Below are 11,586 nucleotides of genomic sequence, written 5' to 3'. Positions count from 1 at the left end.
GGCGGCTCGTGCCACATGACCCCGCTGGACTCATCCTCGCCGAAGAGCACGAACCGGTCCCTGCCCAGCGGCTTCAACGTCCATCAGGTGCAGGTCGTCGAGCCGCAGGCCACCGTCGTCGATCCAGCAGCACGTGCGGCGGACCGGCGGCCTTTGCTCCGCCTCGGTCGTCGCCTCCCGCATGGCGACCGCGCTCCACCGGGCCCACAGGACCTCCGGCGCGGGCAGATCCTGCGGCAGTCCGGACCTGTGCACTGTCATTCCATCCCCCACGAGTGCGCGAGCACCTTCGAGGGCCGCAGCGGCGGGGCCGCTGCGGCCCTAGGCGGCTTGTCCGGCCTCCTGCGGACCCTGTCGGAGGCCGGACGTTCTCGTGAGGGCGCCCGTTGCCGAGCAGGTGGCACAGGGCGTCCTCCGCGTCGGTTCCTCAGCCACTCGCCGCCTGACGGACGCGTCTGAGGTAGGCATCACGGTCGAGGATGTACACCTCGGCCGCCTCCGGGCGCAGGGGGTCGTGGACGTCGGGTTCGTCCAGGAGCGCGAGGAGCGAGATCAGGCCCTGGTACAGGGTGACGTCCGGGCTCCACTTCTCGGCCAGCAGGGGGAAGGAGATGATGCCGGTGTTACTGATGTTGGGGTGGAACACCGGTGTGAGGGAAACGAGGTCGGGCGGCGAGCGGGGGTAGTCGGCCGGGAGCGTGACGGAGACTTTCAGCCGGGCCCCGTAGTACAGCGAGTCCGGCGGCGGGACCAGCAGCACCGTGCCGGCAAATACGTCACCGTCCCTGTGCCCGCCCCTGATCGGCTCGTCCGCGAGAAGCGTCTCCACCTGTCGCCAGTCCGCTGTCGCCCGTTTCACGGTGGTGCTCCGCGTCGTACTCATCGCGTCCCAGCCTCCCCGCCCGTTGCCGCGTGTGGCCGGCAATCCAATGCTTGTCGGTCCACCTGCCCCTGTTCACCGAAGCCATGCGGCGGCGGAGGCCCTGCACCGGCATGTGGGCCTGGTGCAGCGCCGGCGTCAGCTGTTGATGTCGTCGTTGAACCGGTTCGCACAGTCCTGCTTGTCCTGCTCCGTCTGTGCATTGTTCAGGCAGGAACGCAGGTCCTTGCCCTCGTCGGAATTCAGGATCGACACCCCGACCACCACCAGGATCCCCGCGATGACCACGGTCACAGCACCCAGGACCAGACCACTGATCGCCATGCCGCGCCCGCCTGCACCGCCTCGGGCTTTGCGGAGGGCGGCTATGCCCAGTCCGATGGCCACCAGCGCCAGCGGGATGCCGACGAACCACAGCCACAAGAGCAGCAGCGAGGCGATACCCGTGACGAGCGCGGCCACAGCCAGGCCATTGCGCCTCGCGGCCGGAGCCGGACCGGGGTAGGCGCCAGCGGGGCTGTCGGAAGAGTGGTATACGTCGGTCATCAGATGATCCCTTTCTGAACGCCCTCTGGACAACTCCCTTGCCAAGATGTGGCGTTCCGCGCTTCTGCCACGGCTCCACCCATGGCAAACCCGCTTTCCCAGCGGGGCCCTCCCGGAGAGGGGTGGGGACGGAGTGAGGATGATGCCCGGCGGCCGCCGCGCCGGGAGCCGGAAATCGGGAGCTGAGGGCATCAGCAGGCGCTCTCCCCCGGATCGACGTGCATGGAACGGCCTGCCGGGGAAAGCGCACCGGGAAACCAGTACACCCGAGGAGGGACGGACACCATGGCACGACCGAGGATCGTGGTCGTCGGCGCGGGCTTCGCCGGCGTCGCCTGCGTACGCCGCCTGGAGCGGACGTTGTCACCCGGGGAGGCGGAGATCCTCCTGGTCACGCCGCTCTCTTACCAGCTCTACCTGCCGTTGCTCCCCCAGGTGGCCTCCGGGGTGCTCACCCCCCAGTCCGTGGCGGTGTCACTGCGCCGCAGCCGCCGCCACCGGACCCAGATCGTGCCCGGCGGGGCCGTGGGCGTCGACACCCGGGCCAAGGTCTGCGTCATCCAGAAGATCACCGGGGAGCTGGTCGACCAGCCGTACGACCACCTCGTACTCGCCCCGGGCAGCGTGACCCGCACCTTCGACATCCCCGGCCTGGCGGAGCACGGCCGCGGCATGAAGACGCTGGCCGAGGCGGCCCACCTGCGCGACCACGTCATCGCCCAGCTCGACCTGGCCGATGCCGCCGCACCGGGCTCGGCAGAACGGGCCTCACGGCTCGGCTTCGTCGTGGTGGGAGGCGGCTATGCGGGCACCGAGACGGCCGCCTCCCTGGAGCGGCTCACCAAGAACGCCGTCGGCCGCTACCCGCGTCTGGAACGGCGCGAGATCACCTGGCACCTCGTCGACATGGCTCCGAAACTGATGCCCGAGCTCGGCGACCGACTGGGCCGGGCAGCCCTCGACGTGCTGCGCCGGCGCGGGATCGAGGTCTCGCTCGGCGTCTCCGTCGCGAAGGCTGGCTCCGAGGACGTCACGCTCACTGACGGGCGCGTGCTGCCCTGCCGCACCCTCATCTGGACGGCAGGCGTCACCGCGAGCCCGCTCATCGCCACGCTAGGCGCTGAAACCGCCAAGAGCGGCCGGCTCGTCGTCGCGCCGGATCTGCGGGTGCCGGGGGCGGAGGGCGCGTTCGCACTCGGTGACGCCGCCGCGGTGCCCGACCTGGCCGGCGGCGGGGACGGCGCGGTGTGTCCCCCCACCGCGCAGCACGCCGAGCGCCAGGGCAAGGTCGCCGCCGACAACCTCGTCGCCACGCTACGGGGTACGCCGCTGCGCCCGTACGTCCACAAGGACCTCGGCCTCGTCGTCGACCTCGGCGGCCGCGACGGCGTCTCCCGGCCGCTCGGCATCGACCTGCGCGGCATGCCCGCCCAGGCCGTCGCCCGCGGCTACCACTGGGCGGCGCTGCGCACCGGCGCCGCGAAGACCCGGGTGATGACGAACTGGCTCCTGAATGCCGTGGCCGGCGACGACTTCGTCCGGACCGGCTTCCAGACCTACAAGCCGGGCACGCTGCGCGACTTCGAGTACACCGACCACTACCTCACCGCGGAGCAGGTACGGGCCCGTACGACGGCAGATGGAGGCTGACGGTTCCGGCGGGCCCAACGGGGCACCCAGCGGAGCCGCCGCGCTGCCACCGCGGGACAACCGCCACCGGCCTCTGGGCGGCGTTGGACTGATCGGGGAACCCGGGGAGCGCAGGGCGCGAACGACCGCGGTGCCCCGTCGGCTGAGGCGGGCGACGGGAGCGCATAGTGACAAGGTCCTGGGGAGTCGCCCCTATCCGTCCGCTTCCCTGTGAGGAACGATGCCGCCTTTGATCCCGCAGGACCCGGGCTCGCTGAAGGAACTCCTCGCGCGTGAGATCGCGGCCCTGCGCCAGGCCGCCGTCGGTGCCGCGGGTGTGCGGCCGGATGAGGCGGTGCCCGCGGCCGATCCGGCGGACGGTGCGCCGCAGACGTGCGCCTGCGGCGGGGGCGACGGCCGCAGGCACTCCTGCGGCGACGGGCCGGAGGGCCACGATCCGTGGGCGTGCGTATGCGCCACGCTGCCCGCCATCCCGGTTTCCGCGGCGCTGCTCGTGCCCGTCCGCGACGCCGCCGGCCGGACCGTGGACTTCACCGTGCGAGCCGGAAACCACGGGCCTATCTCGCCTGGCAGCAGCGCCAGGCCGAACAGGCCATCCGCGCCCTGAAGGCGCAGTTGGCCGCGGCGTCGCCCCGTCGGCACGCACCACAGCGACCGGGCCATGGGCCGGTCCCCCGCCGAGCGGCACCGCCGTCGGGAGCTGTGGGCACGGCCGCGTCTGCGGCCTGGAAGGTGCAGACAAGGCGAGGCCGAAACGGGCCGGTGCCGATCTCTGTACACGTGGGCGCCTGCACCATGGGCCAGGGCCGGGCCATCAGCCGCGACGAGGCCCGGAGGCTGATCACCGAGGGCGTCGAGGCGTGCCAGTTCTGCAGCCCCGAGAATCCGCTCGGCCTCGGCTGAGTGCCGAGCTGGGAGCTGGTCAGCGCGTCTCGCACCCCGCTGGTGAGCGCCGGGCCAGGATGGGGGCCCGTGGGCCTTGGCGCCTGCGGGGGAAGGAGTTCGCGTGATCACCACGGACGTCCAGCACTGCGGCAACTCGGTCCTGATCAGCGTCGGCGGCAACCTCGACGCACACGCGGGGGTGGTGTTCCAGCAGGCGCTGGACGACGTCGCCGTCGATGCACGGGACCTCATGGTCGATCTGCACGGCGTGGTGGCCATGGACGCCTCCGGTCTGCTCCACCTGCTGGACCTGCACCGGCGCGCGGAATGCCTTGGCCTGCGCGTCCTGACCGTCGGCTGGCAGCCCCAGCCCCAGCAGCTCATGGCCCAGGTCGCCGGCATTCCCGGGCCCGGATCCTCCACAGGCGAGCGCTACGCCGTCGCAGGCTTCCGCCGCCTCATCGAGCAACGCGCACAGCGCGCCCAGGACGCCGGCTTCCTCGCCGGTCCACTCCCGCGTAGCGGGCAGGCGCACGGCAACGCCTGCAGGCCGGTGATGGCCGCTCATCCCTCGGCTTGGGCTGAGTCTCCGCCGAACCGCAGCGCGTCATCGACGGTCGCGTCCAGGCGCAGGCATACGTACCGGATCGGATGCCCGTAGACGCCGCCCCGGTCGATGGAGGTGTCCGTGCTGATCTCCGCGACGAGGTCGGGCACCACCAGGGTGGTGTCGAGGACGTCGCGGGTGCCCCAGGCCGAGGAGAACTTCGCGCCGGTCCACGGATGGCCGGGGCCGGCGAGGGTGAGGTGCTCGCCGAGCTGGCGGGCCACGTCGGGGCGCAGCGGTACGGTGCGGCCGATGGGGCGGAGGCGGCCGGTCGCATCGTGGCGTCCGAGACGAGGAGTTGAGGTCGGACGAGGGTGCCTGCGATCGCGCCGATGCCCGCTTCCGTGCTATTTCTGCTCCTGATCTTGGTCCAGCCGCGGGATCCTGGGAGATAGCGCTGGTTCAGCTTTTCGAGGACCAGGCCCTCCACCCCGGAGATGTCCGTCCACTCTTCCAGCCACTCCTGGGCTGTGGCGGGGTCTGTGGTCATCGGGCACAGCGTCCACGGCGCGGCCAGCTGCCGGGCCGCGAACAAGACCTCGAGGCGCCGCCTCCGCTCGCGGTAAGGCAGGGACAACAGCTCGATGCCGTCCATCTGCAGAGCGTCGAAGGCGGAAGCGCGCGGGTTCGTGGATTCCGGGACGGCCGAACACGGAAACTCGCCCCACAAGTGGAGGCTGAGATGCCTCTGCGGGCGAGTTCGGCGACGCCGAGGCAGTACGTACACGGCGTGTATCGCGCAGGACGGATGGCCACGAGATCCGCGATACTTCTTCGCTCTTGGCGTGTCCGCGGCGACAATGAGGCCTTCGTTGGTGTTGTTTCCGGGGGGCGACACATGGTCGAGCAGGTGTTGGCGATCTTCACTCAGATGGCAGGCGGAACAGCCGCAGTGGTCGGGGCCGAGGTGGGACAGGCCGTCTCGACGATCGTGCGTGATCGTTTAGGGGCGACCGACCGGGGCCGCACGGCAATCGGCACCCTCGACACCAGCCCCGCCGATCCGGTGGCTGTTGAGGAGCTGCGGAACGTGATCCAGTCGGAGGTGGACGCAGACCCGGACTTCGCTGAGCGGCTCGCCCTGGCTCTCGCAGGTCCACCGCCCGCGTATGTACCACGCATCAACACGGGCATCTCGTTCGACAACAGCCCAGTACGAGGCCGGCCCATCATCTCGACAGCGGCTGTCACCATCAGTAATACCCGCAACGTACGTTTCTCCCTGCTCGCAGGGGCTCTTGTACTGGTCGCCCTCGTGATCCTGGGCTTGTATGGCGGGGTGCAGCTCCTCAACCAAGATGATTCTCCTGAACAGGGCAGAGGCGGATCCGGAAAGTCCTTGATGACGATCAAGGACGCGACGCGGGCCAAGGAGATCCTTCCCGGCTTGGACAGCCTGCCGACCGGCTGGAGGGTACTTGCGGACAATCCCAAGGCATCCGTATGCGGGGAAGGGGCCGCGAAATGCGGCAAGGGAATCCTGGTGTTCGCCAACACTTCCTACGCCCCGACCCTCGACTTCGACGAGGCAACGATCGAATTGGCCACCTATGAAAGCGTCGAAACAGCTGCTGCCGGATACGCCGCCCTCAAGCAGGACAACGCGAGGCTTGCACCTACGCCCGTTGCTATGCCGAACGTGGCTGGTGACGAGTCCGCCGCTGTCAGCTGGAGGGATAATCAATCACCCGGCATATCCAGGGGAAGTGGCGCATTCGCAGCGGTCCGCGTCGGGACGGCCGTTATCAGAATCAGCATCGCGAAAAAAGGCGGTGGCGGCACGGATCTCGACGTCCTCCAATCCTTCGCAGCGACCACGTCCGCCCGCGCCCAGCAGGCACAGAGCGGTGAGACTCCCAGCGCCGTCATGACGTACTAGGACCTGCTTGATGTCGTCATTACTTGCTGGGTTTCGCTCGCTTCGCGGGCGAAACCCAGTAGGACATTGACCGCGGCGGATATACGGAGGGTCGCATGGAGCGCAGCTCTGAGCAGGAGAACGGCCAATGCTCGGTTTCTCGGTACAGCCGCGACATGCCAGCAGAACGCCACTCTGTGCGTGAGGCACTGCGCCTCCGCCCGCGCGTGGAAGGCGACATGGCGGTCGCCGACCCGCCAGCGGCCCCATAGCCACTGACCGGGGTCACCGGATCTGCGGCAGGGCCTTGTCGGGGTGGGCGGCCTGGACGTAGCGGACGGCAGTGGACGGGTGGATCCCGAAGGGCCGGACCAGGTGGACCGGGTCGGCGCTCGCGCGGGCCTCGTCCAAGACCCGGTCTCGCCACAACTGCCCGGGGGACGCCCCCAGCCTGGTCGAACGGAGCACGCAGGCCGCAGTCGCTGAGTGGTGGTGCGGCCGGATGGTGGGCGCTCTGCGCGGTGATCAGGAGATAGGGGTTGGATGAGGCGGGCCAGCGGCGGGCGCGTTCCTCGAGCCAGTCGTTCAAGAGGCTGTGGGTGAGGCGGTCGAGGAAGACGGTATGGGCGTCATCGCCCCGACGGATCGCCAAGGTCCCGCGCTGGGGCAGGTAGTCGGACAAGAGCAGGCGGCGGACTTCTTCACCCTTGACAGCGTGGATGGTGACAAGGGCGACGGCAAGGCGTCCCATGGCGGTGGGGACGCGGTTCAGCAGGCCGCGCAGCTGGTCGCTGGGCAGGTTGACCGGGAGCTGGACGGGCGTGGACAGGGAGAGGTCCTTCATCGGGTTGCGGAAGATGATCCCCTCCCGTTTTAGGGCTCGGAAGATGCTGCGCATGACGTGGTGGATGTCCCGGGCCTTGGCTCCGCGGTGGCGGTCGAGTTCCTCCTGAACCTGGGCGGTGGTGATCTCGCGCAGGCTGCCGCCAGTGGTCGACCAGGCTGCGAGGACGGGTGTGGCGATGCACTTAGAACTCCTAACGGAATGATCAACTGCCGAACGAGGCCCTGACGTATGCCGCATCATGGCGACGTCGACCGTGAGGGGTGTTCGTGGGTAGGTGGGAGATCAGGCCGACCCGGATCTTCACTGGGCGGAAGAAGTGGCCGCTCTACGTGTTCACCCGGGTCACGGATCCGGTCGCGCTGACGGCTCTCCACGACCATCTTCATGAGGAACATGGAGCTCTGTGGTGGCCGGATCGGTCCTGGGAAGGCATGGTTGCCGACCACTGTGCCCGGCATGATCGCGAAGGGTGGGGCACGCATGCTCACAGCCACATCCCGGAGACCAGCTGGGAGTGAGAGCGACAGCTGGCCTCCCGCTGTCAGCCTGTCTGGCCGGGCAGTGAGGTAAGGCGTCGCCAGCAGATCAGTGCACACCCCAGGCTCAGGAAGGCCTCGTGAATGTCGTCGCGGATCTCCCAGCGGATCCGTAGACGGCGGAACCAGTGCAGGTGGGCAACGCGCGCTCGACGACCCAGCGTTCAGTTCCCAGCCCGGAGCCGTGCCCTGTTCCTCGGCGCGCCCAGCCCTTCGACTGCAACAGAGAAACCGACATCGAGTGGTTCAACCCCGGTCCCGGCCGCTGGCTCACCGTGGCAGCTTCCCTCCGCGTACTCGGCTGCCCACCCCCCTTCAGGTACGCAACCGCCTACTACACCTGCGAGTACAGAAGCTTCGACCCCCAGTACTCGTACCGAACCAAAACCCTCGGAACCATCACCTACGGCCAGACAACAAGCTCCACCGCCACCAGCTCCCGCACCCTGGCCCGCTGCCTCTGAAGTCATCACGCCTCCCTCCCAGTTCCACACTGGGGGTAGCCACAATCAGAACCATGACCCCACAGCCTCTGTGGCAAGCAGCCCTCGCCACGGCCACTGCCGTCATCGACGCACACGACAAGCGGATACCCGAACTCCGCGACGACCGCACAAGAGCCTTCACCACCTGGGGCATCGCCCAGGAAATCGGCGAAGGATCAATCCGCACACTCCTGGCCCTGGCCCTGCACTCCCTTGCCCAGGACGCTAAAGCCGCCGGCCACCCGGCCCCATGGCAGGCCATCAGCACCACCACACTCACAGCAGCCGCCGACCGAGTGAACAAGTGGCCCAAACACGAGCTCCTCGCCGGCCTTGAGACCACCGCAATCAGCGACGACGAGCAGTACTTCACCAACCTGATCAAAGTGCTGATTCACTCCGCCGACGACAAAGGCGAGCTCGCCCTCGAACGCCTGAGCCGCGCCACCCAGCGAGTCACCGAGGCCCTGGCCAGACACCAGCCGGCCGACGCACAGACATGCGGAGACATCCACCCCAGCCGCTGACCTTCGCGCGAACACCCGAACAGCATCCAGGAGAGACCTTCGAGGGCCACTGCTGACACATAGCACCTCGGCACCCGGGGCTCGGTCGGCAAGAACGACGAGCTGGAGGCTAGTCTCGAAAGCTGGCGGACTGTACGGACCTGCCTCGCCTGCATCAGTACCCGGCCGAGCAGGCCATCCGCGCGCTGGAGACACAGCTGGCCGCGGCGGCTAGGACCCGGCCCGGACCGCGCCCAACCGCCCTGCAGAGCCTGCCGCGAACACGGTTCCGGACTTGGACGGTAAAGCTGCGCCGGGGTCGGAACGGGCCGGTGCCAATGGCCGTGCACGTGGGTGACTGCACCATGGGCGAGGGTGGGGCGATCAGCCGTGACTAGGCCCCCCGGCTGATCACCGAGGGCGTCGAGGCGTGCCCCTTCTGCAGTCCGGAAAACCGGATCGGCCTGACAGCGGACCCGTAGGCGCCGGCTTCGTCAGCCCGCGAACCCCGTGGACGTCCCACCCGCGTCGTGGGGAGCGCTCAGGGTGTGTCGCCGGAGTGGTGGAAGCGGCACACCACACCCGGGCCACCGGCCGGGCGCGGCTCGCCGGGGCGAGGGTCGTACATGGCCCTGCCGCCGGGCCACCGCCCCAGTTCAGTGATCAGCGCGACACCGTCCTCGATCTCCTCGGGCCGCCAGCCCGTGATGTCGAGCAGCAGTCCGTCCAGCGGCCCTCCGACGAGAGCGGCGTACGTCTGGTGCGGGAGCGGGCCCGGGTTGGGGTCGTCGTGGTCGCGGCCGTACACCCGGCCTCGCAGCAGCTGCGCGTCACCCTCGTTCATCCGGCCAGCCTCCCAGCCACCACCGACAGCGGAAGGCCGGCGGCATCAGACAGTCCGGCCCCTCCCGCCCCGCGGGAGAGGCCGTAGGGGCTCTCCCGCCCGGCGGGCGTCAGGCGCAGGGCAGACCGTCGAGCCCGGCCCAGTCGATGAGCACCCTGCGGCGGATCAGCGCGGTGATGCTGTCGACATGGCAGGTGGGCGGCTGGTCCTGGGTGTAGTGGCGCAGCGCCCGGTACACGCCGTCACGGAGCTGGCAGTAGGTCACCGTGGGCGCCTGGAGCTCGTCGAGGAGGTGCGCGGCGCACGCGGGACAGCGCGGCGTCGGCGAGCGGTCCTTCGGCGTTGCCGTTACGGACGTACAGGCCGGGCTCGATGAGGCTCATGGTCGAGGTTCCTTTCCGCTCGGCCGCGCGTGGTCTCCCGGTTGGAGACGCGGTCGTGGGACCGAGTGGGCGGGAACATAGAGCACCGAGTTCGTTAGCGTCGCGTGCTCGCCGCTGGCCCCGGGAAGTGAAGGGGACCTCTTCCCCACGGCTACTGCGTGGGGAAAGAGGTGTCGTCGGCACGGGCAGGCTTGCCCAGCAGTGCTGACCAGCACAAATGAGGGGTGTCCGCTTTGTCGGGCTCCCACTCCCGGTCACACCTGCGGTGCCCAGCTGGAAGCAACCGTGCAAGCACCTGTGCAGCCCCCTTCCGGTGCAACCCCATCTGCAACCTCTATCGGCTGCCTCAGTGGTCGTAGACCGTGATCCGCAAGCCACTCATCGCCACGGCCGCCCGTGCTTCGTCGTTCCCCTGGTCTATGGCTTCCGGCGCCGCGGCCGCCGAGACCTGGATCTGGCGCGGCAGGCCCTCGTAGGCCGAGAGCCGGTAGGCCACCGTCCGGCGCGCGGCGAGCTCGGCGGCGCTCCCCCCCCTCCCCGCGCCAGGGGGAACCTCGCAGCCCGGTACGCACACAGGCCCGCCACGACGTTGTCGGCGAGAGCTTCCGCGGCCCCATCCAGCGGCTGGCATAGCTCGTCGGCAGGCCGGAGAGCTCCTCGAACAAGGCGACGATCTGACGCCTCGAGAGCAGGACCCAGGTTCCTGCTCCGAGCCCACCGGCGCAGGCCACGGCCAGCAGCCGCCGGCCAGCGCCATCCCGAGCAGAGCTCCGGCCAGCGTCCCGGCCGACGCCACCACAAACATGATCATGAGGTGCAGGCGGACAGGCAGCGGCGGCGTCATGGCCAGCAGTACGCCCAAATCCACCGACACGGCCAGAGCCGCAGACCGCCCGCGCAGAACGGCTGGGCAAGCCCTACTGCGGACCGGGCAAGCCACCGCCTGGGACGGCTTGCCCAGCGCCCCCTCTTCGCTTGCCCGCCATGGCACAGCGCGGTCGGTCAGGCTGGGCAAGCCTGCCCTTCGGTGGGCTTGCCCAGGGTCACCTCAGGCTTGCCCCCGCTGCCGGTGGGCAGCTTGCCCGGTTCAGGTGCGGCGCGAGAACCAGCGACCTGTCTTCTGGACGGGCACCGCCTGGGCCTGGGCCTGCTCCGTTCTCCTGTAATCGGTAACGAACTGCCGGTCGCAGTCCCCACACAGAGACGGGCGAGGCTCCGGCGTAACGCCCCAGCCGACGCGCCCGGTCGCCTTCCACCGTTCATCGGTGAACATGGCGCCGCAGTCGGTACAGACAAGACGGCGCGCAACACGCGGGAAGCCGTACCAATCCACCCCGCCACGCGCCGGCTCTTGGCGCTCCTGCGTGCCTACGTAGCCTCCACCGGCGGCCAGGGCCCGCCGTTTGCGGCGTGCCGGAAGGTCAGGTGCACAGCACCGATCCGCGCATCGGGTGCGCTCCGGCGTGCACACCACCGGTGCAGTCGGTGCGCGCCATCCGGAGCTGGCACGCATCGTGCGGCGCACCGGTGCGGTCGGTGCGCATCCGCGCGGTCGCCCG

The 11,586-nt window shown here is 69.5% G+C and carries 15 protein-coding genes and 2 pseudogenes; 7 read left to right on the top strand and 10 right to left on the bottom strand.

Annotated elements, in window-relative coordinates; genetic code table 11:
• Positions 1–427 precede the first annotated feature (427 nt).
• On the bottom strand, positions 428–883 hold the full coding sequence (locus tag ACFYYB_RS33470; RefSeq protein WP_389440283.1) for a ubiquitin-conjugating enzyme family protein: 456 nt from the start codon (positions 881–883) through the stop codon (positions 428–430).
• Between the two features lie 135 nt (positions 884–1,018).
• The gene (locus ACFYYB_RS33465; RefSeq protein ID WP_389440279.1) at positions 1,019–1,426 is read right to left on the bottom strand and encodes a DUF4190 domain-containing protein; all 408 of its coding nucleotides are present in this window, start codon (positions 1,424–1,426) and stop codon (positions 1,019–1,021) included.
• Between the two features lie 285 nt (positions 1,427–1,711).
• Here ACFYYB_RS33465 and ACFYYB_RS33460 point away from each other — a divergent pair, with 285 nt between their 5' ends.
• The 4 genes from ACFYYB_RS33460 (at position 1,712) to ACFYYB_RS33445 (ending at position 4,622) form a co-directional block, all read left to right on the top strand.
• Complete coding sequence (locus tag ACFYYB_RS33460) at positions 1,712–3,076, top strand: NAD(P)/FAD-dependent oxidoreductase (RefSeq protein ID WP_389440277.1); 1,365 nt, start codon at positions 1,712–1,714, stop codon at positions 3,074–3,076.
• Between the two features lie 220 nt (positions 3,077–3,296).
• Positions 3,297–3,683 carry a hypothetical protein gene (locus ACFYYB_RS33455; protein ID WP_389440275.1) on the top strand — a complete coding sequence of 129 codons (387 nt, stop codon included), beginning with the start codon at positions 3,297–3,299 and terminating at the stop codon, positions 3,681–3,683.
• Positions 3,684–3,778: 95 nt separating this feature from the next.
• Complete coding sequence (locus ACFYYB_RS33450; RefSeq protein WP_389440273.1) at positions 3,779–3,979, top strand: DUF6233 domain-containing protein; 201 nt, start codon at positions 3,779–3,781, stop codon at positions 3,977–3,979.
• 103 nt (positions 3,980–4,082) lie between these two features.
• The gene (locus ACFYYB_RS33445; RefSeq protein WP_389440271.1) at positions 4,083–4,622 is read left to right on the top strand and encodes an STAS domain-containing protein; all 540 of its coding nucleotides are present in this window, start codon (positions 4,083–4,085) and stop codon (positions 4,620–4,622) included.
• On the opposite strand, the gene ACFYYB_RS33440 is transcribed toward ACFYYB_RS33445, so the two are convergent.
• On the bottom strand, positions 4,526–4,792 hold the full coding sequence (locus ACFYYB_RS33440) for a hypothetical protein (RefSeq protein WP_389440629.1): 267 nt from the start codon (positions 4,790–4,792) through the stop codon (positions 4,526–4,528). The genes ACFYYB_RS33445 and ACFYYB_RS33440 overlap by 97 nt on opposite strands.
• 197 nt (positions 4,793–4,989) lie before the next feature.
• Positions 4,990–5,295, bottom strand: a pseudogene (locus tag ACFYYB_RS33435) (hypothetical protein); the annotation flags it as partial.
• A gap of 111 nt (positions 5,296–5,406) precedes the next feature.
• Here ACFYYB_RS33435 and ACFYYB_RS33430 point away from each other — a divergent pair.
• Positions 5,407–6,447: a hypothetical protein gene (locus ACFYYB_RS33430; protein WP_389440269.1), complete on the top strand. Its 1,041-nt coding sequence runs from the start codon at positions 5,407–5,409 to the stop codon at positions 6,445–6,447.
• A gap of 264 nt (positions 6,448–6,711) precedes the next feature.
• Here ACFYYB_RS33430 and ACFYYB_RS33425 read toward each other — a convergent pair whose 3' ends face one another.
• Entirely contained in the window at positions 6,712–6,837 is a 126-nt protein-coding gene (locus ACFYYB_RS33425) for a hypothetical protein (protein ID WP_389440267.1), read from the bottom strand.
• Between the two features lie 211 nt (positions 6,838–7,048).
• On the opposite strand from ACFYYB_RS33425, the gene ACFYYB_RS33420 reads away from it, so the two are divergent.
• Positions 7,049–7,303 (top strand): hypothetical protein, encoded by a 255-nt coding sequence (locus ACFYYB_RS33420; RefSeq protein WP_389440265.1) that lies wholly within the window; start codon positions 7,049–7,051, stop codon positions 7,301–7,303.
• Positions 7,304–7,814: 511 nt separating this feature from the next.
• Here the strand turns inward: ACFYYB_RS33420 and ACFYYB_RS33415 are convergent.
• A pseudogene (locus tag ACFYYB_RS33415) lies at positions 7,815–8,014 on the bottom strand (IS5/IS1182 family transposase); the annotation flags it as partial.
• A gap of 312 nt (positions 8,015–8,326) precedes the next feature.
• Here ACFYYB_RS33415 and ACFYYB_RS33410 point away from each other — a divergent pair.
• Entirely contained in the window at positions 8,327–8,821 is a 495-nt protein-coding gene (locus ACFYYB_RS33410; protein ID WP_389440263.1) for a hypothetical protein, read from the top strand.
• Between the two features lie 520 nt (positions 8,822–9,341).
• On the opposite strand, the gene ACFYYB_RS33405 is transcribed toward ACFYYB_RS33410, so the two are convergent.
• The 4 genes from ACFYYB_RS33405 to ACFYYB_RS33390 form a co-directional block, all read right to left on the bottom strand.
• The gene (locus ACFYYB_RS33405; protein WP_389440261.1) at positions 9,342–9,644 is read right to left on the bottom strand and encodes a hypothetical protein; all 303 of its coding nucleotides are present in this window, start codon (positions 9,642–9,644) and stop codon (positions 9,342–9,344) included.
• A 109-nt stretch (positions 9,645–9,753) separates the two neighbouring features.
• Positions 9,754–9,909 (bottom strand): hypothetical protein, encoded by a 156-nt coding sequence (locus ACFYYB_RS33400; protein WP_389440259.1) that lies wholly within the window; start codon positions 9,907–9,909, stop codon positions 9,754–9,756.
• Complete coding sequence (locus ACFYYB_RS33395) at positions 9,887–10,027, bottom strand: hypothetical protein (protein WP_389440257.1); 141 nt, start codon at positions 10,025–10,027, stop codon at positions 9,887–9,889. Before ACFYYB_RS33395 ends, ACFYYB_RS33400 begins: the two co-directional genes overlap by 23 nt.
• A gap of 346 nt (positions 10,028–10,373) precedes the next feature.
• The gene (locus ACFYYB_RS33390) at positions 10,374–10,601 is read right to left on the bottom strand and encodes a hypothetical protein (protein ID WP_389440255.1); all 228 of its coding nucleotides are present in this window, start codon (positions 10,599–10,601) and stop codon (positions 10,374–10,376) included.
• Positions 10,602–11,586: the final 985 nt, after the last annotated feature.

The sequence above is a fragment of the Streptomyces sp. NPDC002886 genome (genome assembly GCF_042888445.1).
In the GTDB taxonomy this organism is placed as follows: domain Bacteria; phylum Actinomycetota; class Actinomycetes; order Streptomycetales; family Streptomycetaceae; genus Streptomyces.
This window is presented reverse-complemented; position numbering and strand designations above follow the sequence as displayed.

What these genes read in the sequence shown, in the direction of transcription:
- ACFYYB_RS33470 (WP_389440283.1), bottom strand. Translation starts at nt 883, where the DNA reads ATGAGTACGACGCGGAGCACCACCGTGAAACGGGCGACAGCGGACTGG.
- ACFYYB_RS33465 (WP_389440279.1), bottom strand. Translation starts at nt 1,426, where the DNA reads ATGACCGACGTATACCACTCTTCCGACAGCCCCGCTGGCGCCTACCCC.
- ACFYYB_RS33460 (WP_389440277.1), top strand. Translation starts at nt 1,712, where the DNA reads ATGGCACGACCGAGGATCGTGGTCGTCGGCGCGGGCTTCGCCGGCGTC.
- ACFYYB_RS33455 (WP_389440275.1), top strand. Translation starts at nt 3,297, where the DNA reads ATGCCGCCTTTGATCCCGCAGGACCCGGGCTCGCTGAAGGAACTCCTC.
- ACFYYB_RS33430 (WP_389440269.1), top strand. Translation starts at nt 5,407, where the DNA reads ATGGTCGAGCAGGTGTTGGCGATCTTCACTCAGATGGCAGGCGGAACA.
- ACFYYB_RS33420 (WP_389440265.1), top strand. Translation starts at nt 7,049, where the DNA reads ATGGGCGTCATCGCCCCGACGGATCGCCAAGGTCCCGCGCTGGGGCAG.
- ACFYYB_RS33410 (WP_389440263.1), top strand. Translation starts at nt 8,327, where the DNA reads ATGACCCCACAGCCTCTGTGGCAAGCAGCCCTCGCCACGGCCACTGCC.
- ACFYYB_RS33405 (WP_389440261.1), bottom strand. Translation starts at nt 9,644, where the DNA reads ATGAACGAGGGTGACGCGCAGCTGCTGCGAGGCCGGGTGTACGGCCGC.
- ACFYYB_RS33395 (WP_389440257.1), bottom strand. Translation starts at nt 10,027, where the DNA reads ATGAGCCTCATCGAGCCCGGCCTGTACGTCCGTAACGGCAACGCCGAA.